This is a genomic window from Bordetella genomosp. 10 (assembly GCF_002261225.1).
Classification (GTDB): domain Bacteria; phylum Pseudomonadota; class Gammaproteobacteria; order Burkholderiales; family Burkholderiaceae_B; genus Bordetella_C.
This window is the reverse complement of record NZ_NEVM01000005.1, coordinates 2,929,613-2,951,986: the sequence shown is the minus strand read 5'-3', so window position 1 is coordinate 2,951,986 and position 22,374 is coordinate 2,929,613. Positions and strand designations below refer to the sequence as shown.

Sequence of the window (22,374 nt, the reverse complement as noted above, 5' to 3'; positions counted from 1 at the left end):
GTACCCCGCGGCCAGGCGCGGGTACGGCGCGGGGGCGGTTCAAGCGGTTCAACGGGGATGGTTTTCTTGCCGTCCGTGGATCCGGATCACAGGCGCGGCGTATCGACCTCGTCGGCCCACAGGTCGTACTCGTCCGCGTCCGTGACCACCGCGCGCACCATGTCGCCCGGCTTCAGGTCGCGGTCCGACGAAAGGTAGACGCTGCCGTCGATCTCCGGCGCGTCGGCGCTGCTGCGGCCGACGGCGCCGTCTTCGTCGACCTCGTCGATCAGCACGTCGATCTCGCGGCCCACCTTGGCTTGCAGGCGCTCGGCGGAAATCGCCTGCTGGTGCGCCATGAAGCGCTCCCAGCGTTCCTGCTTCACTTCGTCGGACACGTGGCCTTCCAGCGCGTTGGCGGGCGCGCCGTCCACCGGCGAATACTGGAAACAGCCGACGCGGTCGAGTTGCGCTTCGCTCATCCAGTCCAGCAGGTACTGGAAGTCTTCCTCGGTCTCGCCGGGGAAGCCGACGATGAAGGTGGAGCGCAGCGTCAGGTCCGGACAGGTCTCGCGCCAGCGCTTGATGCGCGCCAGCGTCTTGTCTTCGAAGGCCGGGCGCTTCATCGCCTTGAGCACGCGCGGGCTGGCGTGCTGGAAGGGGATGTCCAGGTAGGGCAGGATCTTGCCCTCGGCCATCAGCGGAATCACCTCGTCGACGTGCGGATAGGGATAGACGTAGTGCAGGCGGGTCCACACGCCCAGGTCCGACAGGGCCGAGCACAGCTCCGTCATGCGGGTCTTCACCGGACGGCCGTTCCAGAAGCCGCTGCGGAACTTGACGTCGACGCCGTAGGCGCTGGTGTCCTGCGAAATCACCAGCAGTTCCTTCACGCCGGCCTTCACCAGGCGCTCGGCCTCGTTCAGCACGTCGCCCACCGGCCGGCTGACCAGGTCGCCGCGCATGGAGGGAATGATGCAGAAGCTGCAACGGTGATTGCAGCCTTCGGAGATCTTCAGGTAGGCGTAGTGGCGCGGCGTCAGCTTGACGCCTTGCGGCGGCACCAGGTCCAGGTAGGGATTGTGGTCGGCCTTGGGCGGCGCCGCGTCGTGCACCGCGCGCACCACTTCCTCGTACTGCTGCGGGCCGGTGACGGCCAGCACGCTGGGATGCACGTTGCGGATGACGGCTTCTTCCACGCCCATGCAGCCCGTCACGATGACCTTGCCGTTCTCCGCGATGGCCTCGCCGATGGCTTCCAGCGATTCCGCCTTGGCGCTGTCGATGAAGCCACAGGTGTTGACCACCACCACGTCGGCATCGTCGTAGGAAGGCGTGACCTCATAGCCCTCGGTGCGCAGTTGCGTGAGGATGCGCTCGGAGTCGACGAGCGCTTTCGGACAGCCGAGCGAAACAAACCCCACGCGGGGCGTGCGGCCGTCGCCGGGGCCGTCGTTGCCGGTCTTGCCGTTGCCGGCGCCATTGCCGCCGCGGGCATCGATGGCCGCGGCCTTGCCGGGCGTCTTGTCGGCGCCGCTGCCGGGCCGGGATTTTTCTAGGACTTCCAATCTATTCACCGTAGGTTCGCGCACCGGCGTGGGCCGTGCGACTGGGATATTCGTCGAGGATTCGTGATGTCAGGCTGGCTCGGCCGCATGCCAAGGGGGCAGGTCGCGCAAGGTTTCCGGGTGAAGCATGGCCACCTGCAACAAGGTCCTTGCCGCGCCGGAAGGGTTGCGCCGGCCCTGTTCCCAATCCTGCAGCGTTCGGACGCTGACGCCAAGCAAGTCGGCAAACTCGGCTTGAGGCAGGCCTACGCGGCTGCGGGCTTCGCTGATGCGTGATGCCAGCCATCGGGCGGAATTCCCCGATGGGGCTGCTTTATTCATATCGTGGATCGCTCAGGCAGCGCGCGTCATCGCCGCCACCTCGTTCAAGGCCGCCGCGCCGGGGTCGGCAACGGGGATGGGGCGGGATTATACGGCATTGCCGGACTCCGCGCGAGGGCTACGGCGCCCGGTTCAAGGTAGGCATCGATGGAACCGGTCCGCCGGCTTTGGTTTCCCATCAGCGCCGCCAACTGCCTACAGGAGGATGGAGCGCCATGCATCTCAACCCTCTCAACCCTCTCGACTCTCTTAACCCTGACAGTCCTGCTTCGGATCCGGCATCTTCCGGTGGCTCTCCTTCGTGGCCTGATGCGCAGGCGACCGAGGGGGCGCGCGCCGTTGGTGCGTCGGCGGGGCAGGCACGCGCGCATGCAAGCGGGCGGGCGGCGTGCAGGCCTGGCGGTGCGTCGTCCCATGCGCGTGTTTCCATCGATCTGTATTCCGGCGGATTCAGCGCGCGGGCGGCGAGTCATGGAAGGGCCTCCTGCGCCATGGATCCCGCGCAGGCGGTTCACGCGCAGTTTGTAAAGAATGCCGATGGAAGCTCCTCTTATGCCGTGATCGAATCCGTGGTGGCGCCGTTGGATCTGCCGGATAGCCGCGCCTACCTCGTTGGCGACAGGTGGATGGTGTGCCCGAAACCGAACAGGATTTCCGAGATCGAATGCCTGTTGCGGGCGGCGATCTGCGATGGCAAGCGCCAGGACGAGGCGATGAGGATATTGGCGGAGCCGCCCGTGGCGTCCCGGCGCGGAATGTCCGACTATCTCGTCTATCGGTTCCTGCTCGGCGACGACGCGGGGCGAAGCATCAAGCGCTACGGCGAATGCCGGATGCTCGTGGAGATAGAGAACCGTGAGGGCCTGGACGAGGGGAAATTCTCGCGCAACGCATTGGCGGCGGAACAGGCTGTCGGCACGATGCACCAGGCCCTGGCGTCGATGTTCGACTACGTTCTGTTCATACGCAGGGAAGGGCGCGATATGTCGTTGAAGCTGGTGCACGCCGTGGACACGGATAGCGGCGTCATCTCGTTTCGCGAACTTCCGTCAGGGGCGTTCGGGACGGCGCGTCCTTTTCCGTCTCCCATGCCCGGCGTGCAGGACCGGTCCCACTGGGCGCTGCTCGGGTTCAAGAAGAACGGCGATTGATTGCATTGCATGCCGGGCAGCGGGAGCAGAAAAACGGCGCCCGCGGGCGCCGTCGAAGTTTTATTCCTGCGCCTTGAAGCGATTGCGCAGGTCACGAATCTGGTCGTGGTTGCGCAGGACGCCCTGGTACTGCCGCTCCACGACTGCGCGCACGTCCGGCGTCAGGTCTTCCTTCAGCGCATCGGCGTATTTTTCCTTCGCATGGTCCTCGCCGCGCTCGCATTCCTCGAGGATGGCGGCGTCGCTGCGGCCGGTGACGGTGGACTTCAGTTCGGTCCATCCACGGTGCATGGCGCCGGCGACCGTGCCGCCGGTGGCGGGGTCGCCGCCCAGTTGGCGGACGATGGCCTGGAGTTCGCCGGCCCCCGATGCGCAATCCCGGGAGCGGTTCTCGAAGAGCATCTTCAGCTCGGCGGTCTTGGTGTCCTCGGCGGCCTTGGCAAAGCCCTTTTCGCCGTTCTTGGAGGTTTCTATCAGTTCATTCAGCACTTTGACGATGTGATCGGCCATGGTCATCTCCTGGTGAAATCGGTTCCCGAAAGCTGCCCCCGAGGGGGCGTTTTTGCCTTGGGACGGCCCGGCGGCAAAAAACGGCGGACGGGGTCATGTCCTCGTCCGCCACGAGACGCAGCTTGCTGCTTACTGGTGGTACTGCTTCTTGGCGTTGGCGACGCAGGTGTCCTTGGCGTCACCGGACAGCGCATCGCACTTCTCCTTCGCCACCTTGTAATCGGCCTTGTTCTTCGTCTTGTCGGCATCGCGACGCGCTTCAGCCTGGTCCTTGTTTTCCTTCAGGTCGGCCTTGGCCTTGTCGCGCGTGGCCTTGGCCTGTTGCTCGCACACGTCCTTGTCGTTGCCCTTCATGGCGTCGCATTTCTTTTGCTCAGCCTTGTAGTTGGCATCGATGTCCTTCGCCGTGGTGGCGGTCTGCGCATGCGCGCCGAACGACAGCGCGGTGAGGCTCAGGGCGGCGGCAACGAAAACAGGCTTGAAGTTTTTCATGGGGTTCTCCTTTGATCAGGCATCACCGGAATGCCCCCTCGGCATTTCCAGTCGCCTGAACACCCTGGCGGCATAACGCGCCGGGTCGTGAGCCTCAAAGCAACCGTCGTGCCCGGGTTCGCCCGCATCGGCTTGCCGCGTCTTCGCATGGCCATGTTCCTGCCCATCCGTGTCGATGGGTTTTGCGAGACCAGGCCTTGGGCTCGATCTTCAGGCCTGGCGCCAAGAACCCACGTTCCTTCATCCCCGGCCCGAAGCCCGGCCCGGCATGCCGGTGTATCAGCGCCTGGCTTCCACGGTTACCATATCGGTCTTTGCCCGGCGATTGCACATGTCTTCAGTTCCTCCCTCACCCCGCAACAGCGCGCCTTTGCAGGATCTCTTGCTGGAAAGCGCCGAGGTGGTGCGCGCCGTGCAGGCGGGGCGCTCGATGACCGATGCCATCGCCCAGGTGCCGCCGGAATTCCGCGCGGGCGCCCAGGCCCTGTCCTTCCACGCCATGCGCCACCTGGGCGAGGCGCGCGCGCTGCGCCGGCTGCTGGTGCCGCGCGACCCGCCGGAAGCGCTGCTGGATGCGCTGCTGCAGGTCAGCCTGGCGCTGCTGCTGCCCAGCGCCGCAACCAGTGCAACCGATACGGCCGATGGGACCGATGGGGCCGCTACAACCGGCGCAACCACGGCCTCCGCCTCCGCCGCCCCCTCCTACACCCCCCATACCGTGGTCGACCAGGCCGTGCGCGCCGCCGCCAGCATGCGCCGCCTGCTGCCCTTCAAGGGCCTGGTCAACGGCTGCCTGCGCGGCTTCCTGCGCGATCCGGCCGGGCTGCTGGCGCAGGCCACCAAGACGGTGGAAGGGCGCTGGAACCACCCCCAATGGTGGGTCGACAAGCTGCGCTCGGCCTATCCGGACGCCTGGCAGGACCTGCTGGCGGCCGCCAACGTGCCCGCGCCCCTGACCCTGCGCGTCAATCGCCGCCGCGCCACGCGCGAACAGGTGCTCGAGGCCTTCGCCGCCGCCGGCATTGCCGCCGGGCCCAGCGGCGATGCCGGCGTGGCGCTGGCCCAGCCGCGTCCGGTGGCGCAACTGCCCGGCTACGAGCAGGGCTGGTGGTCGGTGCAGGACGCCGGCGCGCAGCTCGCCGCGCCCCTGCTGTCGGTGCGCGACGGCGAACGGGTGCTGGACGCCTGCGCCGCGCCGGGCGGCAAGACCGCCCATCTGCTGGAACTGGCCGACGTCTCCCTCACCGCCCTCGACGCCGACGGCGTGCGCTTGCAGCAGGTGCGGGAAAACCTGGAGCGCCTGGGCCTGCGCCGTCCCGACACCGTGCTGCGGCGCGCCGACGCGGCCGACCTGGCCGAATGGTGGGACGGCGTGCCCTACGACGCCGTGCTGGCCGACGTGCCCTGCACCGCTTCCGGCATCGTGCGGCGCCACCCCGACATCCGCTGGCTGCGCCGGGCGGACGACGTGGCGCGCACCGTCAAGTTGCAGGCCCGCATCGTCGACGCCCTGTGGCGCACGGTTGCCCCGGGCGGCCGCCTGCTTTACGTCACCTGCTCGATTTTCCCGGAGGAAAACGAGCGCCAGGCCGCCGCCTTCGCCGCCCGCCATGCCGATGCCCGGCGCCTGGACGCGCCCGGCCAGCTCTTGCCCGTGGCGGGAGATACAACACCGGGCGCCCAGCGCGACGGTTTTTTCTACGCCTTGTTTGCCAAGCTTTCCTGAATCGCCAAGAATATCGGCATCGTCGCGCAAATGTTCCGTATGCCCCTACTCCCGCGCCTGCTCCTGGCCCTCGTCTGCCTGTTCACGCTGTTGCCGTGGAGCGGCGACGGCATGGCGGCCGAGCCCAAGGTGGCGCGCATCGACCCGGCGCTGCGCAATGGCCGCGTCGAAATCGACGCCGACGTCGACATCAAGCTCAACGACCAGTTGCGCGAAGCGGCCGAGCGCGGGCTCCCGCTGTATTTCACCGCGGACGTCACCATCACCCGTTCGCGCTGGTGGTGGCTGGACAGCACGGTGGTGGACACCAGCATCACGTGGCGCATCGTCTATAACGCGCTGACCCGGCAGTGGCGCGCCGGCGTCGGCGAATTGTCGCTGCCCGTGCGTTCCCTGGACGACGCCATGGACATGATCCGTCACATCCGCGGCTGGGCCGTGGCCGACGCCGGCGACTTCAAGCCGGGCATCAAGTACGAGGGCCAACTGCGGCTGCGCCTGGATACCTCGCTGCTGGCGCGGCCCTTCCAGGTCAACGCCCTGAACAGCAGCTCCTGGTCCCTGGCCACGCCCTGGACCCGCTTCGACTTCGCCATCGCCGACGACGGGAATCCGGACCGATGAGAAAACTGCTGCGCTTCGCGTTGGTGGCAGGGGCGCTGGCGGGCGTGGCGCTGCTGGGCCTGCTGGCCTGGTCCACCGGCAACGCCTCCCGCCTTGCCCGCTATTACGACGCTCTGCTGATCCTCAACGGCGTGGTCGCCCTGGCGCTGTTCGCCTGGGTGCTGGCCCTCACCGTGAAGCTGGTGCGGCAACTGCGGCGGCGCCAGTTCGGCGCCCGCCTGACCGCCCGTTTCGCCCTGGCCTTCACGCTCATCGGCGTGGTCCCGGGCGCCCTGATCTACACCTTGTCGGTGCAGTTCATGTCGCGCTCCATCGAGTCCTGGTTCAACGTGCGGGTCGATACCGCCCTGGAGGCGGGCCTGAACCTGGGCCGCGCCGCGCTCGATTCGCTGCTGGCCGATCTCGACGCCCGCGCCCGCTCCATGACCGCCGAACTCAACCGCGCCAGCGACAGCAACATCGCGCTGACCCTGACCCGCCTGCGCGAGGCCAACGGCGTGCAGGAGGCCATGGTCTTCACCGGCAGCGGCCGCATGGTGGCCTTCTCGACCAATCAATACGGGCAGTTGATGCCGGCGCTGCCGCCGGCCACGGTGCTGAACCAGTTGCGCCTGTCGCGCGGCTACTCGGCCGCCGAGGCCGACGATCCGCTGCAAGCGGGAGGCGGCGGCGCGCTGCACCTGCGGGTGGTCATCCCGCTACTGCCCAACGAACGCTTCGACGGGCTGCTCGGCGCCTCGGCGGAGCCGCGCTGGCTGCAACTGGTGCAGCCCGTGCCGGACCAGATCGCCCACAACGCCAACCTGGTCCAGCAGGGCTTCCGCGACTACCAGGAACTGGCGCTGGCGCGGCTGGGCCTGCGCAAGCTGTACGGCATCACGCTGACCCTGGCCCTGCTGGTGTCGGTCTTCACCGCCATCGCCGTGGCGCTGTCGCTCTCCAAGCGTCTGGTGCGCCCGCTGCTGCGGCTGGCGGCCGGCACCCAGGCGGTGGGCGTGGGCGACTATCGCCCGCTGCCGGAGCCGCCCGAACGCGACGAGGTGGGCCAGTTGACCCGCTCGTTCAACGCCATGACCCGCCAACTGGACGAGGCGCGCCGCATGGTGGAAAGCAACCGCCAGCAACTGGAGCGTTCCAACGTCTACCTGGAAAGCGTGCTGTCCAATCTGTCGTCCGGCGTGCTGGTCTTCGACGAGGCGTTTCGCGTGACGACGGTCAACCAGGGCGCGCAGACCATCCTGCAGAGCGACCTGCGCTCGGTCATCGGCCGGCCGCTGGAAACCATCGACGGCCTGCTGGCGTTCGCGCAGGTGGTGCGCCAGGCCTTCGCGGCGCATGCCGCCGTGGGATCGGAGCGCCAGCACTGGCAGCAGCAGTTCGAGATCCAGCCCGTGCAGGCGGAAGCCTCGGGCGGCGCCCACGCGCAATCGCTGACGCTGCTGGCGCGCGGCACGCACCTGCGCGTGGACGGGCGCGGCAACGGCTACCTGGTGGTGTTCGACGACATCACCGAACTGATGTCGGCCAACCGGACCGTGGCGTGGGGCGAGGTGGCGCGCCGCCTGGCGCACGAAATCAAGAACCCGCTGACCCCCATCCAGTTGTCGGCCGAGCGCCTGGCCATGAAACTGGCCGACCGCCTGCAGCCGGCCGACCGGCAGATGCTGGAGCGCTCCACCAATACCATCGTCAACCAGGTCAGCTCGCTCAAGCACATGGTCGACGATTTCCGCGAATTCGCCCGCACCCCGCCCGCCGTCATGCAGCGCATCGACTTCAATGCGCTGGTCTCCGACGTGCTGTCGTTGTATGGTTGGGATCCGGTGGAAGGGCTGCTGCGCGACCACGTCAACTCGCTCAACCTGGAGGTCGAGCTGGCGCCCGGACTGCCCGCCATCGAGGGTGATCCGACCCAGTTGCGCCAGGTCATCCATAACCTCCTGGCCAATGCCCGCGACGCGATCGCGGGGCAGGACGACGGCCGGGTGCGGGTGTCGACGCAACTGACGCAGACGCCGCGCAGCGAGGGCGAGGAGCACCGCGCGGTGCGTTTCACGGTTTCCGATACCGGCCCGGGTTTCTCGCAGCAGGTCATGCAGCGGGCCTTCGAACCCTACGTGACAACCAAGTCGCACGGGACTGGGTTAGGATTGGCGATCGTCCGCAAAATCGTGGAAGAACACGGCGGACGCATCGATTTGGCGAATCGCCGCGAGGGCGGGGCGCGTATTTCCATACTATTGACCCGTCTGGCAGGCGCGGTCGATACTCTGGACGCATCCGCACAACAACAGGATAATGCGGCTACGCAATAGGTGGATGGGCTTATGGCCAGAATTCTGGTGGTTGACGACGAAGTTGGCATTCGCGAACTTCTGTCTGAAATCTTGTACGACGAAGGGCACACGGTGGAGCTGGCCGAAAACGCGGCGCAGGCCCGTGCCGCCCGCCTGCGGGCGCGTCCCGACCTGGTGCTGCTCGACATATGGATGCCGGACACCGACGGCGTCAGCCTGCTCAAGGAGTGGGGCTCGCAGGGCCTGCTGGACATGCCCGTCATCATGATGAGCGGCCATGCCACCATCGACACCGCGGTCGAGGCCACCCGCATCGGCGCCATGGACTTCCTGGAAAAGCCGATTACTCTGCAACGGTTGTTAAAAACTATTTCGGCCGGCCTCGCGCGCGGCCGCGCGCCGCAGTCCGTGCCCATGCCCGCCGTGTCGGTCAGTCCCAGCGCGCGCGACGAGGACTCCGATGCTCCTCTGGGCGCCGGCGTGCCGGCCGTGGGCGCGAATCCCCCCGCCGCGGCCGCCGAATTGCCGGCCAACGGCAACGGCCAGCTCGGCAGCATTTCGCTGGACCAGCCCCTGCGCGAGGCGCGCGACGCCTTCGAGCGCATCTACTTCGAATATCACCTGGTGCGGGAAAGCCATAGCATGACGCGGGTTTCCGAGCGCACCGGGCTCGAACGGACCCACCTGTACCGCAAGCTCAAGCAATTGGGCATCGAGTCGGCGCGCAAGCGCAGCTCGTGAGTCCGCCGTGAAAGTTCTTATCGTCGGCGCCGGCCGCGTGGGGACCAGCGTCGCGGAAAACCTGGTTTCGGAACAGAACGACATCACGGTCATCGATACCGACGCGCGCAACCTGCAAGGCCTGCAGGAACGCTACGACCTGCGCGGCATGCACGGCGACGGCACCCAGGTCGCGGTGCTGGAGGCCGCCGGCGCCGCGGACACGGACCTTTTCATCGCCTGTGCCGCCTCGGACGCCGTCAACATGGTGGCGTGCCGCATCGCGCGGCAGCACTTCAACGTGCCGCGCCGCATCGCCCGCATCCGCGCCGCGGACGTCGCCGAATACCCCGAGCTCATGGGCGACGACGGCTTTTGCATCGACGCCCTGATCAGCCCGGAACGCAGCGTCACCGCCTACCTGCACAGCCTGATCGAATTCCCCGAGGCCTTGCAGGTGGTGGAATTCGCCGAAGGCCGGATCAGCGTCATCACCGCCCGCGTCGGCCAGGCCAGCCCCATGGCCAACCGCTCCGTCGAGGCGCTGCGCGAGGCCTGGCCCGACGTCACGGCCTGTGTGGTCGACGTGCTGCGCGGCGGCCGGCCGCTGCAGGCCGCCACCCAGACGGTGATCGCGCCGGACGACGAGGTCGTGCTGGTGGTCGATACCCGCCATGCGCGCCGCGCCGTGCGGCAACTGTGCGAGGCCGAGAAGACCGTGCGCCGCGTGATGATCGCCGGCGGCGGCAATATCGGCCTGAGGCTGGCGCGCCAACTGGCCGAGGAAGGCTATAGCGTGCGGCTCATCGAGCGCGACCCGGAGCGCTGCGAGTACCTGGCCGTGAACCTGCCCGGCAACGTGCTGGTGCTGCAGGGCAACGGCACCGACGAGGACCTGCTGCGGCGGGAGAACATCGGCGACATGGACACCTGGCTGGCGCTGACCAGCGACGACGAGGACAACATCATGTCCTCGCTGCTGGCCAAGCGCCTGGGCGCGCACAAGGTGATCGCGCTGATCAATCGTCCCGCCTACGGCGAGCTCATGCAGGGCAGCCATATCGATATTGCCGTGTCGCCCGCGCAGGCCACCATGAGCGAGCTGCTGCGCCACGTGCGGCGCGGCGACGTGGTGGCCGTGCACCGGCTGCGCCAGGGCGTGGCCGAGGCCGTGGAAGCGGTGGCCCACGGCGACCGCAAGACCTCCCACGTGGTGGGGCGGCGGGTGGGCGAGCTGCGCCTGCCCAAGGGAGCGAGCATAGGCGCGCTGGCGCGCGGCGAGGAAATCCTCATTCCGGACGGCGACACCGTCATCGAATCGGGCGATCACGTCATCGTGTTCGTGCCGTCCCGCCAGCAGATGGCCCGCGTGGAGAAGCTGTTCCAGGTCTCCGCCTCGTTTTTCTAGGCATCGCCAGGCCCCATGCCCCGTTTCCGACCTCTCGCCGCCGCCGTGCCGGGACCCGCGCCGGGGAGGTCGACCCCCGTCAGCCGGCTGCTGGCCCTGGTCAACCTGCTGGGGCTGACCATGACGCTGTTCGCGCTGACCATGGCGATTCCGCTGTCGGTCTCCGCCTACCTGGGCGACGCGGCGCTGTCGGCCTTCGTGGACGCCTTCCTGGTGGCCTTCGGCGCGGGCGCCGGGCTGTGGCTGGTGTCGCGCCGCCATCGCTACGAATTGCGGCCGCGCGACGGTTTCCTGCTGGTGTCGCTGGTCTGGACCGTGCTGCCGCTGCTGGCGACGATACCGCTGTTCATCTATTTCGATCGCGCCGGCCTGCGCCTGTCCTTCACGGACGGCTATTTCGAGGCGATGTCGGGCCTGACCACCACGGGCGCCACGGTGCTGACCGGGCTGCACGACCTGCCGCCCTCGATCAACCTGTGGCGCGCCACGCTGGTGTGGCTGGGCGGCATGGGCATACTCGTGCTGGCGGTCGCCATCCTGCCGCTGCTGGGCGTGGGCGGCCACCAGGTGTTCCGCGCCGAAACGCCCGGCCCGATGAAGGACGAGAAGCTGACCCCGCGCATCGCCGGCACCGCCAAGGCCTTGTACGCGGTGTATTTCGGCTTCTCGCTGCTGTGCTTCCTGGCCTACCGCGCGGCCGGGCTGCCGTGGTTCGAGGCCTGGTGCCACATGGCCACCACCATGGGGCTGGGCGGCTTTTCGACCTGGGACGACGGCTTCGCCCATTTCGATTCGGTGCCGGTGGAAATCGTCGCCATGGTCTTCATGCTGATCGCCGGCATCAACTTCGCCACGCATTTCAGCGCCCTCAGCCAGCGGCGCCTGCGCCCCTACCTGACCTGTCCGGAGACCATTCCCTACCTGGCGCTCACCCTGGGCGCCTCGCTGCTGGTGTCGGCCTATCTGTACATCGAGGGCGTCTACCGGGCGCCGCTGGACGCCTTGCGCTATGGCGTCTTCAATACGATCTCGGTGCTCACCACCACGGGCTACGCCAACGTCGACTACACCGCGTGGCCCATCCTTGCGCCCTTGCTGATGCTGCTGCTTTCCGGCGTGGCGACGTCGGCCGGATCGACGGGCGGGGGCATCAAGATGATCCGCGCGGTGATACTGGCCAAGACGGCGGGCGCCGAACTCAAGATGATGCTGCATCCGCAGGCGGTCAGCCCGGTGCGCATCAAGGGGCGGGTGATCAATCCGCGCGTGCTGACGTCGGTGCTGGCCTTCATGGTGGCCTACGGGTTTTCCATCGCGGTCCTGACGGCGCTGATGCTGGCCTCCGGCCTCGACGCGCTGACCGCCTTCAGCGCCGTGGTGGCCAGCGTCAACAACACCGGCCCCGGCCTGGGCGCCATCGGCCCCATGGGCAGCTTCGCCGTGCTCAGCGACTTCCAGACCTGGATCTGCACCTTCGGCATGCTGATCGGGCGGCTGGAACTGTTCACCGTGCTGATGCTCTTCACCCCGGCCTTCTGGCGGACATAACGCGCCCCGGGAACGTTTCCTGCTCAGGGCGTGACGAAAACGGCTTGCCCGCCAAGGCGGAGCAAGGGGCACGGCAAGGCGGCCTAGGGGATTTCCCGGGGCGCGTAAGTGCTTGCTACGCCTTAGACGGCATGAACACGGCGAGATCGATGCCGTTGCTTATAAATGTCACGTTTTTCACCTACGATGATGAAAGTGAGCAGCTAAACTGCCACCTCGTCGCGCCACATCAAGAGATGCCCCCCGGGCAGTTTCCGGGCTTCAAGGCAGGGTGGCGTCTTCTCCACATAAATAAGTTACTAGGAGCCGGAGATGGAACAGATCCCGTTCGTCCCTTCCGCCCCCCACACCCTGGGCATCGAACTCGAACTGCAACTGATCGACCCTCGCACTTTCGATTTGACGGCCGCATCCGACGAATTGCTGGCCCAGATGGCGAACCATCCCATCGCGGACCGGGTGAAACCGGAAATCACCCGGTCGATGATCGAATTGAATTCGTCGGTGCATGAACATCCCATGGGCCTCCTGGCCGAAATGCGCGAAATGCGCAGCGCCCTGTGCGAAGCCGCCGACGCGGTCGGCGTGACGGTGGCGGGCGGCGGCGCCCATCCCTTCATGCGCTGGCAGGAACGCTCGATTTCCGATACGCCGCGCTTCCAGTACCTGGCCGAGATGTACGGCTATCTGGCGCGCCAGTTCACGGTGTTCGGCCAGCACATCCACCTGGGCGTGGCCAACGGCGACGACGCCATCAAGCTGACCCGTCAGTTGTCGGCCTACGTGCCGCACTTCATCGCCCTGTCGGCGTCGTCGCCCTATTACGAAGGGGTCGATACGCTGTTTTCCTGCTGCCGCCTGAACGCGGTGAACAGCTTCCCCCTGGCCGGCCACCTGCCGCCCGAGGTCAACGACTGGTACCAGTTCGAAGCCCATCTGTCCCAGTTGCGCACCTACGGCCTGGCGGAAAGCATCAAGGACCTCTACTGGGACATCCGTCCCAAGCCCGAGTACGGCACGGTGGAAATCCGCGTCTGCGATACCCCGCTGACGGTGGAGCGCGCCTGCCAGATCGCCGCCTTCGCGCAGGCCCTGGCGGTGCTGCTCAAGCGCCAGCCGCAGTCGGAGAAGGGCTTGTGGCTGGCCTATCGCAACAACCATTTCCAGGCCTGCCGCTTCGGCCTGCAGGGCAGCTACGTGACGGGCGACGGGCAGCGCCTGCGTCTGATCGACCACTTGCGCAGCGTCTTCGGCCTGCTGGCGCCCATCGCCGAGGAACTGGGCACCGGCGACATGCTGGGTTCGCTGCGCGACGACGCCCTGAAGTCGGGCAACGATGCGCGCTGGCTGCGCGGCCAGTTCCACCGCCTGCGCGACCTGCCTTCGGTGGTGGACGCGATGGCCGTGGCGTTCCGTGGCGACGGCGGCATGGCCGCGGCCGTGGGCCTGTCGGGCGCGGATCCCACCGCGGTGGCGCGGCGCCGCGTGCGCGCCACGTCCGAACCCTTGCTCGGCGCCGTCGGCGTGCAGACCCTGGCCGAGCCGGAAGAAACGCTGACGCCCCGGCGCTTGCATTGAGGCCGCGGCGTTTGCACTGAGCGAAAAAAGGGCCCCCGCCACGGGGCCCTTTTTCTTGCGCCGCCCCGAGAAAAAAAGCGGCGCCGGGATGTCGTTCATCCCGGCGCCGTTTTCTTTTTGCTTCCCGCCCTGGGGGTGGCCCGCGGCGGTGTCGTTCCCTCGGGGGCTGGCGCGGCGCGGGGCCTGCCCGCGCGCGCTAGCGCCGGGTCCTGGAAATCCGTGCCGGCCATGCGCGCGTGGACGCGCGCATGAGGGCGAAGCTCCGGGACCCGGCGCTAAATCTCAGTCCGTCTGGATGTTGGCTTTCTTGATCAGGTCATGCCACTTGGCGACTTCCGCCTTCTGGAAGGCGGCGAGCTGGGCGGAGTCCATGCCCGAGCCGTCGATGGCCATGGCGGCGAATTTTTCCTTCACGTCCGGCTGCTGCAGGATCTTGAGGATCTCGGTCGACAGGCGGTTGACGATGGGCGCCGGCGTGCCGGCCGGCGCGAACACGGCTTGCCAGGAAACGATCTCGTAGTCCTTCAGCCCCACTTCCTGCATGGTGGGCACGTCCGGCAGGTTGGGATCGCGCTTGGCCGAGGTCACCGCCAGCGCGCGGATCTTGCCGGACTTGATCAGGGGCAGCGTGGGCGGGATGTTGTCGAAGGCCATGGACAACTGGTTGCCCAGCAGCGCCTGCAGGACCGGGCCGCTGCCCTTGAAGGGCACGTGCATGATGTCGACCTTGGCGATGGATTTGAACAGCTCCCCGGACAGGTTCTGCGACGTGCCGTTGCCGGCCGAGCCGTAGCTGAGGTGGCCGGGCGTCTTGCGCGCCGCCGCCAGCACGTCGTCCACGGTCTTGTAGGGACTGGCGGCCGGCACCACCAGCACGTTGCCCAGTTTTCCCGTCAGCGCCACCGGCACGAAGGATTTCACCATGTCGTACGGCATGTTGTGGTACAGGCTGCCGTTGATGGAGTGCGAACTGATGGTGCCGCCCACCAGCGTGTAGCCGTCCGGCTTGGCCTTGGCGACGTATTCGGAGCCGATATTGCCGCCCGCCCCGGGCCGGTTCTCCACCACGATGCTGGTGCCGAGGACGGGGCCCAGCTTGGTGGCCACGATGCGGCCGATCACGTCGGTGGCGCCGCCGGGCGCGAAGGGCACGACGTAGGTGATGGGCTTGCCGGCGGGCCATTCATCGGCGGCCTGGGCGGCCGCGCCGACGCCGAGCGCGCAAAGGAGGGGCAGGGCAAAGCGGATGCCGAAACGCATGTTGTCTCCGTTTTATGGTTTTCCATGTTCATGGGATCGGCGTCGGAGCGCCGTTTTGTGCCATAGCATACCCGCGCCGGCATCGTCGTGTCGGCCCCCGGCACAATCGTTAACCCGAACAAGGGAAGGGATGCGGCGCGCCCTATGCGGTCGTGTGCGGCGCGCAAGCCGCGGCCGGGGCCGCGAATGCCGCGAATGCCCGCGACGGGACGCTAGCCCTTCCGGCCGCCGATGGCGCTCACCGACAGCCGCGTTTCGCCGGGGGCCGCCTGGCGGGCGGCGGCGCGCCAGGCGTGGCCGTAGGCGACCTCGATGCTGAGCTTGATGAGCCCGTCGCCGCTCCGCTGCCTTTCCAGCGCCGCGTAGAGGCGGTCGCGCCAGGCCGGCGTGGCCAGGCCGCGCCGGCGGTTGCTGGCCGGGTTGCCGCCCAGCGCGCGCACGTCTTCCAGCAGGCGCTGCGGGGTCTGGTACGTGAGGGTGAGGGTTTCCTGGTCCATGACGGGGTCGGCGAAGCCGTTCTCCACCAGCAGGTCGCCGAAGTCGTGCATATCGACGAAGGCCGGCGTGGCGGTGCGCAGGCCGGCGTCGTCCAGCGCCGCGCGCAATTCGCGCAGCGTGTTGGGGCCCAGGCAGGAAAACATCGCCAGGCCCTGCACCTTGAGAACGCGGCGCCATTCGGCCAGGGCGGCATGCGGGGCCGGGTGCCAGTGCAGCGCCAGGTTGGACCATACGAGGTCCACCGATTCCGGCTGCAATCCGGTCGCGGCCATGTCGGCCAGCACGAATTGCGGCTTGGCGGCGGCCTTGCCGGTCAGGCGGCCGAGCATGCCGGCCAGGCCGGCCGGCACATGGCGTTCGCGCGCGATCTCCAGCAGCGGCGGACAGGCGTCCAGGCCCACATAGGCGGCGTCGGGATAGCGCTCGCGCAGCCCGGGCAGGGCGGCGCCGGCGCCGCAGCCCGCGTCCAGCAGCCGTTGCGGCTGGATGCGGATGTAGCGCAGGCGGTCCAGCATGCGGCCGGCGATCTCGCCGTAGAGGAATTGCGCGTCGGCCAGGTCGCCGCGGCGGGCGAACTGGCGCGTCACGTCGGCGCTGTTCAGGGGAAGGGTCGAGATCGGGGCGGGTGACATAAGGGGCGCGGCGGCCGGCGGCGCGGCGCGATACGTGTTCAGATGGATACCCGCCATTATTGCGCACCGCGCCGGGCGGACGGGGGATCCCCGCGGCGCGAGGCAGGGTATGTGCCGCTGGCGGGCAGGCGCCTGGGAAACCGGAACAGGAGGGCAAATGAAAGGGATGCCGCCGACGCGGGTTTCCGGGCGGTCGGCCGTCGGCCGGCCGGGCTTGCCGCCGGCGGCTGCCTCGCCGGGCGGCTGGGTGCGGCCGGCTTCCTGGTGGCGCGCCTGGCTGGCGGGCATCGCGTCCGACTGTCCCATGTGCGAAGGCCGCGCGCGCGGCGGCGGATTGTGCGAGGGTTGCCGGGCCGACGCGCGGGCGACCCAGCATCCGTCGCAACGCCGTTGCGACCGCTGCGCGTTGCGCCTGGGCTGGGCCATGCCGGCCTGTCCGGATTGCGCCCGCTGCCCGCCGGCCTACGAACGGGTGGTGGCCGGCGGCGACTACGAAGCCCCGGCGGACCTGTTGATCACGCGGCTCAAGGGCGAGCGGCGCTTCGCCATGGCCGGCCCGCTGGCGGCCCTGATCCTCGATGCCCTGGCGCAGCCGGGCGCGCCGCCGCGCCCGGCCGGGGCCGCGCTGGTGCCCGTGCCCGCCGCGCGCGCGTCGCTGCGCCGGCGCGGCTTCAATCCCGCGGCCGAGATCGCCCGCGCCCTGGCGCGCGCCACGGGCCTGCCCGTGCGCTCGTCCTGGCTGCGGCGCGTCGCGGAAGGCCCGCGCCAGGCCTCCCTGGACCGCGCCGCGCGTCTCGGCGGCGCGGTTGCGGCCTATGCCTGTCCCGTGCGCCTGCCGCCTCGTCCGGTGCTGCTGGTCGACGACGTGATGACCACCGGCGCCACCCTGGACGCCGCCGCCCGGGCCCTGCGCGCCGCCGGCGCCAGCACGGTCCTGGGCCTGGTGGCGATGCGGGCGCCCGCCGAGGACGGGGGCGCGCTGGCACAATATCGCCTGCCGTAGTCGGCGTGGCCGCTGCCCGCCACCAGCCTTCCGCTACCAGCCAGCCATCCGCGGCCAGCCTTCCCCCGACCCTGCCCCAAGCCATGTTCCACGTCATCCTGGTCCACCCCGAAATCCCGCCCAACACGGGCAACGCGATACGCCTGTGCGCCAATACCGGCTCGCAACTGCATCTGGTGGAGCCCCTGGGTTTCGAACTGGACGATGCGCGCCTGCGCCGCGCGGGCCTGGACTATCACGAGTGGCAGCCCATGAAGGTGCACAAGACGCTGGAAGACGCCCTGGCCGGGACGGGCGCGCCCCCGGGCCGCATCTTCGCCATGACCACGCGCGGCGCGCGTCCCATTGCCGAACAGTCCTTCCAGCCGGGCGACGTCTTCGTCTTCGGCCGCGAGACGGCCGGGCTGTCCGAGGACGACCTGCGCCTGTTCGGGCCCTCCCAGCGCCTGCGGCTGCCGATGCGGGAGGGGCAGCGCAGCCTCAACCTGTCGAACGCGGTGGCGGTGACGGTGTTCGAGGCCTGGCGCCAGAACGGCTACGCGGGCGGCGTTTGATTCGAGCCGCGCGCCTCAGTCGAGCGACAGGTTCAGCTTCTCGATGATCTTGTCCCAGCGGGCCTTTTCGTCGCGCATGCGGGTCGTCAGCTCGGCGGGGGAGGAAGGCGCCGGCGTGAAGTACTGCATGGCCATCTGCTGCCGCACCTTGTCGCTGTCGATGATGCGCGCCAGCTCGCTGTTCAGGCGCTCGATGATGACGCTGGGCGTGCCGGCGGGCACCAGCACCGCATCCCAGGAAATCGCCTCGAAGTCGGGATAGCCCTGCTCGGCCATGGTCGGCACGTCCGGCAGCACCGGCGAGCGCTGCAGGCTGGTCACGGCCAGCACCTTGACGCGGCCGTCGCGCGTCTGCGGCATGGCGATGGCCGGCACCATGAAGGCGGCCTGGATGTCGCCGCCGATGATGGCGCCGATCACCTGCGGGAAACCGGCGTACGGAATGTGGACCAGGTCCAGCCCGGCCTGGCTCTTGAACATCTCCATCGCCAGTTGCGAAGCGCTGCCCGGGCCCACCGTGCCGTAGTTCAGCGCCCCCGGCCGCTCGCGCGTCATGTCGACGAACTGCTTCAGGTCCTTGACGTTGAGGTCGCCCGGCACGGCCAGCACGTTGGGGCTGGTGGCCACCAGCGTCACCGGCGCCAGGTCGGTGAAGGGATCGTAGCCCAGCGTCTTCTTGTACAGCGTGGGCGCCGTCGTCAGCGGGCCGTTGATGGTGAACAGCAGCGTGTAGCCGTCCGGCTTGGCCTGCGCCGCCATGCGGGTGCCGATGTTGCCGCCGGCGCCCGGCTTGTTCTCGACGATGATGGGCTGGCCCAGCGTCTGCGACAGCGGCTCGGAGACCAGGCGCGCCAGCAGGTCCGGCGAGGAGCCGGCCGGGAAGGGCACGATCAGGACGATGGGGCGGTCGGGCCAGTCGGCCTTGGCGGGGCCGCCCGCCGCCAGGATGCAGAGGCTGGCCAGGCCGAGGCAGAAGCCGCGCAGGCGCTTGCCGATGCTGGGACGTACGCGGGACGTCATGATGGATGTCTCCAATGGTTTTCGATATAACCGGGGTCTTCGATATAACCGGGCCGTGGCGGCCTTCTCAATCGGGCGCGCGCAGGTTGCCGCCTTCGTGGCGGGCGTCGCGCGCCAGCAGCGTGGACACCGCCGTCATCGGCGCGACGCCTTCGAACAGCACCGCGCAGACCGCCGCGGTAATGGGCAGGTCGACGTTCAGGGCGCGGGCGCGCGCCAGGGCCGCGCGCGCCGCGTAGGCGCCTTCGGCCGTCATGCCGCCGGCCAGGATCTCGTCCAGCTTGCGGCCGGCGCCGATTTCCAGGCCCACGCGCCGGTTGCGCGACAGGTCGCCGGTGGCGGTCAGCACCAGGTCGCCCAGGCCGGTCAGGCCCGCGAAGGTATCGGGACGGGCGCCCAGCGCCACGCCGAAGCGCGTCATTTCCGCCAGGCCGCGGGTGATCAGGGCGGCGCGGGCATTGGTGCCCAGTTGCAAGCCATCGGAGACGCCGCAGGCGATGGCGATGATGTTCTTCAAGGCGCCGCCCACTTCCACGCCGACGACGTCGTCGCCCGCGTACACGCGCACGGCGCCGCCATGCAGGGCGGCGGTGGCGAGGCGGCACACGGCCGCGTCGCCGCTGGCGATGGTCAGCCCTACCGGCAGGCCCTGCGCGACTTCGCGCGCGAAGGACGGGCCGGACAGCACGCCGACGCGGATGGCGGGCAGGCCGGCCAGCGCGTCGCGCACGATCTCGTGCGGCAGACGGCCGTCGGTTTTCTCGAAGCCCTTGCAGGTCCAGACGATGTGGGGCAGCGGGCCGGTCAGGGTAGGCAGCAGGGCCAGCAGGTCGCGGCAGATGTCGGCCAGTCCCGCCACCGGCACGCCCAGCACGATCAGCGGATCGGCGCCGGGGGCCTGCAGGTGGCGCAGCGCCTGCGCCAGGTCGGCCGTCGCGGCCAGCGCGGGCGGCAAGGAAACGCCCGGCAGGTACCGGGCGTTTTCGCGGGTGGACGCGATCTGTTCGGCTTGTTCGGCCTGGCGCGCCCACAGCACGGTGGGATGGCGGCGGGCCGCCACCGCCGCCAGCGCGGTGCCCCAACTGCCGGCGCCCAGCACGGCCACGCGTGGCGAGAGGGCGGCCGGCGTCGCGGCCGCGGGCGCGGAGCGGCCGCCGGGGACGGCTTGCCCCGTGGCCTGTTCCGCCTTGCCGGATTTATTGCCGGGTGGCATTGGGCGGCAGGATGATGCCGGAGTCATTGCCATTGGCGCCGCCCGCTTGCTGCTGCTGGGCCAGTTCGGCCAGGCGCTGCTCGTACAGGGCCTGGAAGTTGACTTCGGCCAGGTGCACGGGCGGCAGCGAGGTGCGGGTGATGGCGTCGGCGATGTTGGCGCGCAGATAGGGATACAGCATGGTCGGGCAGACGATGCCCAACAGCGGATCCATCTGGTCTTCCGGAATGTTGGCCAATTCGAAGATACCGGCCTGCGTGGCTTCGACCAGGTACAGGACCTTGTCGTTGATGCGGGTGGTCACGGTGCAGGTGACGGTGGATTCGAAAATGGTTTCCGCCAGGCGCTGGCCGCCCACGTTGATGTTGACTTCGACTTGCGGCGTTTCCTGTTCCAGGAACACGTGCGGCGCGTTGGGCATTTCCAGCGACAGGTCCTTGAGGTAGACGCGCTGGAGATTGAACGACGGCTGGTTGGTTTGGTCCTGATCGGCCATGTGGATTTCCTGGTGGATGGTGTGGGTGCTGCTTGCGACGGCGCGCGGAGGCGCCGCCGAGGAATAGGGAACGGGCGCGCGGTCAGGCGGCCAGCATGGGCGCCAGCTTGCCGGCGCGATCGAGCGCGTACAGGTCGTCGCAGCCGCCGACGTGGTCCTCGCCGATGTAGATCTGCGGCACCGTGCGGCGGCCCGTGCGCTGCATCATGACGTCGCGCTGGGCGGGATCCTGGTCGATGAGGATTTTCTCGATCTGCTCGACGCCGCGCTGCTTGAGCAGTTGCTCGGCGCGCGAGCAGTACGGGCAATACCCGGTTGCGTACATCACGACTTTCTTCATTTTGCGTCTCTAGGCTTACCGTGGGATGAAGGCGGGTCGCCGCTCAGGCCACGCAGGGGGTTGAGGCTCGTTGACCGCCACGGGCGGGGATTCAAGCCCGCTGAGTAACCGGCAGGCCGGCATCGCTCCAGGCCTTCATGCCGCCGTCCAGCGCCACCACGTCGGCGAAACCGGCGGCGCGCAGCGCCGCCACGGCCTTGGAGGCGTCGCGGCCGATCTGGCCGACCACCACCAGCGGCTTGTTCTTGGGCAGCGAGGCGGCCTTTTTCTCGATGTCGCCGGCCGGCACGCTGCGTGCCTGGGCGATGTGGCCCGCCTGGAACTGCTCGACCGGGCGGACGTCGACCCAGACGGCCTGGCGCTGGTTGATCATCTGGATGGCTTCGGCGGTGCTGACGCCGCCGGAACCGCCCTTGCGGGTGGACATCAGCAGCATGACGCCGGAAACCACCGCGACCGCAAGGATGAAGATGTTGTTCTGGCCCAGCAAAAAGTGCAGAAAATCCACGGAAGGTCCTGAAATATCACGGTTTATCCACGATGTTCGATCGCGGAAGACGAGGCCGCGCGCCCGTTCGGCGGCCTGGCCGGGAGGGGGTGTCAGCGGGGTACAAGCCAGCAATTATAAAATGAGCGCCAATCGCGGTTTTTTCAACTTCCGTTTCATGTGATCCCACCATGCACAAACTCGTTCTGATGCGCCACGGCGAAAGCCAGTGGAATCTCGAAAACCGTTTCACCGGCTGGACGGATGTGGACCTGACCGAAAAGGGCCGGGCCGAGGCCCGCGCCGCCGGCGAGCTGCTGAAAAAGGAAGGCTACGCCTTCGACGTCGCCTTCACGTCGGTGCTCAAGCGCGCCATCCGCACCCTGTGGATCGCGCTGGACGCCATGGACGCCATGTACACCCCCGTGGGCAATAGCTGGCGCCTGAACGAGCGGCACTACGGCGCCCTGCAGGGCCTGAACAAGGCGGAAACCGCCGCCAAGTTCGGCGACGAGCAGGTGCTGATCTGGCGCCGCGCCTACGCCATCGCGCCCGATCCCCTGTCGCCGGACGACGAGCGCCATCCGCGCTTCGACAGCCGCTACGCCAAGGTGCCCGCCGACCAGTTGCCGGCCACCGAATGCCTGAAGGATACGGTGGCGCGCGTGCTGCCGTTCTGGAACGAGTCCATCGCGCCGGCCATCAAGGCCGGCCGCCGCGTGCTGGTGGCCGCCCACGGCAACAGCCTGCGCGCCCTGATCAAGCACCTGGACAATATCTCGGACGAGGACATCGTCGGCCTGAACATCCCCACCGGCCAGCCGCTGGTGTACGAGCTGGACGACGACCTGCGCCCCATCCGTCACTACTACCTGGGCGACCCCGCGGCGATCGAGGCCGCGATGGCCGCGGTGGCGGCGCAGGGCAAGGCGAAGAAGGCCTGATAGCG

The 22,374-nt window shown here is 68.6% G+C and carries 22 protein-coding genes; 11 read left to right on the top strand and 11 right to left on the bottom strand.

From position 1 onward, the window contains the following. Nucleotides 1-86 precede the first annotated feature (86 nt). Nucleotides 87-1,403, bottom strand: coding sequence for a 30S ribosomal protein S12 methylthiotransferase RimO (gene rimO, locus CAL29_RS29210; RefSeq protein WP_094856980.1), 1,317 nt, complete (start codon nt 1,401-1,403; stop codon nt 87-89). A gap of 213 nt (nt 1,404-1,616) precedes the next feature. Next, complete coding sequence (locus CAL29_RS29205; protein ID WP_094856365.1) at nt 1,617-1,868, bottom strand: helix-turn-helix domain-containing protein; 252 nt, start codon at nt 1,866-1,868, stop codon at nt 1,617-1,619. Between the two features lie 215 nt (nt 1,869-2,083). Here CAL29_RS29205 and CAL29_RS29200 point away from each other — a divergent pair, with 215 nt between their 5' ends. Further along, a complete protein-coding gene (locus tag CAL29_RS29200) occupies nt 2,084-3,019 on the top strand; it encodes a hypothetical protein (protein ID WP_143277773.1) in 936 nt (311 codons plus the stop codon). 60 nt (nt 3,020-3,079) lie between these two features. On the opposite strand, the gene CAL29_RS29195 is transcribed toward CAL29_RS29200, so the two are convergent. After that, nucleotides 3,080-3,529: a PA2169 family four-helix-bundle protein gene (locus tag CAL29_RS29195; RefSeq protein ID WP_094856363.1), complete on the bottom strand. Its 450-nt coding sequence runs from the start codon at nt 3,527-3,529 to the stop codon at nt 3,080-3,082. 129 nt (nt 3,530-3,658) lie between these two features. Then, on the bottom strand, nt 3,659-4,021 hold the full coding sequence (locus CAL29_RS29190) for a hypothetical protein (protein WP_094856362.1): 363 nt from the start codon (nt 4,019-4,021) through the stop codon (nt 3,659-3,661). A 331-nt stretch (nt 4,022-4,352) separates the two neighbouring features. Between CAL29_RS29190 and rsmB the strand changes: the two genes are divergently transcribed. From rsmB to CAL29_RS29155, 7 genes are all read left to right on the top strand, one after another. Next, complete coding sequence (rsmB, locus tag CAL29_RS29185; protein ID WP_094856361.1) at nt 4,353-5,747, top strand: 16S rRNA (cytosine(967)-C(5))-methyltransferase RsmB; 1,395 nt, start codon at nt 4,353-4,355, stop codon at nt 5,745-5,747. Nucleotides 5,748-5,765: 18 nt separating this feature from the next. Further along, nucleotides 5,766-6,371, top strand: a complete 606-nt coding sequence (locus CAL29_RS29180; protein WP_179284267.1) for a DUF4390 domain-containing protein — start codon at nt 5,766-5,768, stop codon at nt 6,369-6,371. Further along, nucleotides 6,368-8,686, top strand: a complete 2,319-nt coding sequence (locus CAL29_RS29175) for a sensor histidine kinase (protein ID WP_094856360.1) — start codon at nt 6,368-6,370, stop codon at nt 8,684-8,686. Before CAL29_RS29180 ends, CAL29_RS29175 begins: the two co-directional genes overlap by 4 nt. A gap of 12 nt (nt 8,687-8,698) precedes the next feature. Further along, nucleotides 8,699-9,409, top strand: coding sequence for a response regulator (locus CAL29_RS29170; RefSeq protein WP_094856359.1), 711 nt, complete (start codon nt 8,699-8,701; stop codon nt 9,407-9,409). Between the two features lie 7 nt (nt 9,410-9,416). After that, complete coding sequence (gene trkA, locus CAL29_RS29165) at nt 9,417-10,796, top strand: Trk system potassium transporter TrkA (RefSeq protein WP_094856358.1); 1,380 nt, start codon at nt 9,417-9,419, stop codon at nt 10,794-10,796. Between the two features lie 120 nt (nt 10,797-10,916). Further along, nucleotides 10,917-12,344: a TrkH family potassium uptake protein gene (locus tag CAL29_RS29160; protein ID WP_256977887.1), complete on the top strand. Its 1,428-nt coding sequence runs from the start codon at nt 10,917-10,919 to the stop codon at nt 12,342-12,344. 312 nt (nt 12,345-12,656) lie between these two features. Further along, on the top strand, nt 12,657-13,922 hold the full coding sequence (locus tag CAL29_RS29155; protein WP_094856356.1) for a YbdK family carboxylate-amine ligase: 1,266 nt from the start codon (nt 12,657-12,659) through the stop codon (nt 13,920-13,922). Nucleotides 13,923-14,204: 282 nt separating this feature from the next. Here CAL29_RS29155 and CAL29_RS29150 read toward each other — a convergent pair whose 3' ends face one another. Beyond that, the gene (locus CAL29_RS29150) at nt 14,205-15,182 is read right to left on the bottom strand and encodes a Bug family tripartite tricarboxylate transporter substrate binding protein (RefSeq protein ID WP_094856355.1); all 978 of its coding nucleotides are present in this window, start codon (nt 15,180-15,182) and stop codon (nt 14,205-14,207) included. A 212-nt stretch (nt 15,183-15,394) separates the two neighbouring features. After that, entirely contained in the window at nt 15,395-16,312 is a 918-nt protein-coding gene (locus tag CAL29_RS29145; RefSeq protein ID WP_256977793.1) for a methyltransferase domain-containing protein, read from the bottom strand. Nucleotides 16,313-16,469: 157 nt separating this feature from the next. Between CAL29_RS29145 and CAL29_RS29140 the strand changes: the two genes are divergently transcribed. Together CAL29_RS29140 and CAL29_RS29135 are read left to right on the top strand one after the other, a co-directional pair. Continuing rightward, the gene (locus CAL29_RS29140) at nt 16,470-17,315 is read left to right on the top strand and encodes a ComF family protein (protein ID WP_256977792.1); all 846 of its coding nucleotides are present in this window, start codon (nt 16,470-16,472) and stop codon (nt 17,313-17,315) included. 83 nt (nt 17,316-17,398) lie between these two features. Beyond that, nucleotides 17,399-17,869 carry a tRNA (cytidine(34)-2'-O)-methyltransferase gene (locus CAL29_RS29135; RefSeq protein WP_094856353.1) on the top strand — a complete coding sequence of 157 codons (471 nt, stop codon included), beginning with the start codon at nt 17,399-17,401 and terminating at the stop codon, nt 17,867-17,869. A 15-nt stretch (nt 17,870-17,884) separates the two neighbouring features. Here CAL29_RS29135 and CAL29_RS29130 read toward each other — a convergent pair whose 3' ends face one another. From CAL29_RS29130 to CAL29_RS29110, 5 genes are all read right to left on the bottom strand, one after another. Continuing rightward, nucleotides 17,885-18,889 carry a Bug family tripartite tricarboxylate transporter substrate binding protein gene (locus CAL29_RS29130; protein ID WP_094856352.1) on the bottom strand — a complete coding sequence of 335 codons (1,005 nt, stop codon included), beginning with the start codon at nt 18,887-18,889 and terminating at the stop codon, nt 17,885-17,887. A 67-nt stretch (nt 18,890-18,956) separates the two neighbouring features. Next, on the bottom strand, nt 18,957-20,102 hold the full coding sequence (locus CAL29_RS29125) for an NAD(P)H-dependent glycerol-3-phosphate dehydrogenase (protein WP_094856351.1): 1,146 nt from the start codon (nt 20,100-20,102) through the stop codon (nt 18,957-18,959). Next, a complete protein-coding gene (gene secB, locus CAL29_RS29120) occupies nt 20,086-20,598 on the bottom strand; it encodes a protein-export chaperone SecB (RefSeq protein ID WP_094856350.1) in 513 nt (170 codons plus the stop codon). The genes CAL29_RS29125 and secB overlap by 17 nt, the downstream gene beginning before the upstream one ends. Nucleotides 20,599-20,680: 82 nt before the next feature. Continuing rightward, nucleotides 20,681-20,938 carry a glutaredoxin 3 gene (gene grxC / locus CAL29_RS29115; RefSeq protein WP_094856349.1) on the bottom strand — a complete coding sequence of 86 codons (258 nt, stop codon included), beginning with the start codon at nt 20,936-20,938 and terminating at the stop codon, nt 20,681-20,683. A 91-nt stretch (nt 20,939-21,029) separates the two neighbouring features. Next, complete coding sequence (locus tag CAL29_RS29110; RefSeq protein WP_094856348.1) at nt 21,030-21,446, bottom strand: rhodanese-like domain-containing protein; 417 nt, start codon at nt 21,444-21,446, stop codon at nt 21,030-21,032. Nucleotides 21,447-21,616: 170 nt separating this feature from the next. On the opposite strand from CAL29_RS29110, the gene gpmA reads away from it, so the two are divergent. Continuing rightward, entirely contained in the window at nt 21,617-22,369 is a 753-nt protein-coding gene (gpmA, locus tag CAL29_RS29105) for a 2,3-diphosphoglycerate-dependent phosphoglycerate mutase (protein ID WP_094856347.1), read from the top strand. Nucleotides 22,370-22,374 lie beyond the last annotated feature (5 nt).

Coding starts and splice junctions, on each gene's coding strand:
- CAL29_RS29205 (WP_094856365.1), bottom strand. CDS start 1,868: ATGAATAAAGCAGCCCCATCGGGGAATTCCGCCCGATGGCTGGCATCA.
- CAL29_RS29200 (WP_143277773.1), top strand. CDS start 2,084: ATGCATCTCAACCCTCTCAACCCTCTCGACTCTCTTAACCCTGACAGT.
- CAL29_RS29195 (WP_094856363.1), bottom strand. CDS start 3,529: ATGGCCGATCACATCGTCAAAGTGCTGAATGAACTGATAGAAACCTCC.
- CAL29_RS29190 (WP_094856362.1), bottom strand. CDS start 4,021: ATGAAAAACTTCAAGCCTGTTTTCGTTGCCGCCGCCCTGAGCCTCACC.
- rsmB (WP_094856361.1), top strand. CDS start 4,353: ATGTCTTCAGTTCCTCCCTCACCCCGCAACAGCGCGCCTTTGCAGGAT.
- CAL29_RS29175 (WP_094856360.1), top strand. CDS start 6,368: ATGAGAAAACTGCTGCGCTTCGCGTTGGTGGCAGGGGCGCTGGCGGGC.
- CAL29_RS29170 (WP_094856359.1), top strand. CDS start 8,699: ATGGCCAGAATTCTGGTGGTTGACGACGAAGTTGGCATTCGCGAACTT.
- CAL29_RS29160 (WP_256977887.1), top strand. CDS start 10,917: ATGACGCTGTTCGCGCTGACCATGGCGATTCCGCTGTCGGTCTCCGCC.
- CAL29_RS29155 (WP_094856356.1), top strand. CDS start 12,657: ATGGAACAGATCCCGTTCGTCCCTTCCGCCCCCCACACCCTGGGCATC.
- CAL29_RS29150 (WP_094856355.1), bottom strand. CDS start 15,182: ATGCGTTTCGGCATCCGCTTTGCCCTGCCCCTCCTTTGCGCGCTCGGC.
- CAL29_RS29145 (WP_256977793.1), bottom strand. CDS start 16,312: ATGTCACCCGCCCCGATCTCGACCCTTCCCCTGAACAGCGCCGACGTG.
- CAL29_RS29140 (WP_256977792.1), top strand. CDS start 16,470: ATGAAAGGGATGCCGCCGACGCGGGTTTCCGGGCGGTCGGCCGTCGGC.
- CAL29_RS29135 (WP_094856353.1), top strand. CDS start 17,399: ATGTTCCACGTCATCCTGGTCCACCCCGAAATCCCGCCCAACACGGGC.
- CAL29_RS29130 (WP_094856352.1), bottom strand. CDS start 18,889: ATGACGTCCCGCGTACGTCCCAGCATCGGCAAGCGCCTGCGCGGCTTC.
- CAL29_RS29125 (WP_094856351.1), bottom strand. CDS start 20,102: ATGCCACCCGGCAATAAATCCGGCAAGGCGGAACAGGCCACGGGGCAA.
- secB (WP_094856350.1), bottom strand. CDS start 20,598: ATGGCCGATCAGGACCAAACCAACCAGCCGTCGTTCAATCTCCAGCGC.
- grxC (WP_094856349.1), bottom strand. CDS start 20,938: ATGAAGAAAGTCGTGATGTACGCAACCGGGTATTGCCCGTACTGCTCG.
- gpmA (WP_094856347.1), top strand. CDS start 21,617: ATGCACAAACTCGTTCTGATGCGCCACGGCGAAAGCCAGTGGAATCTC.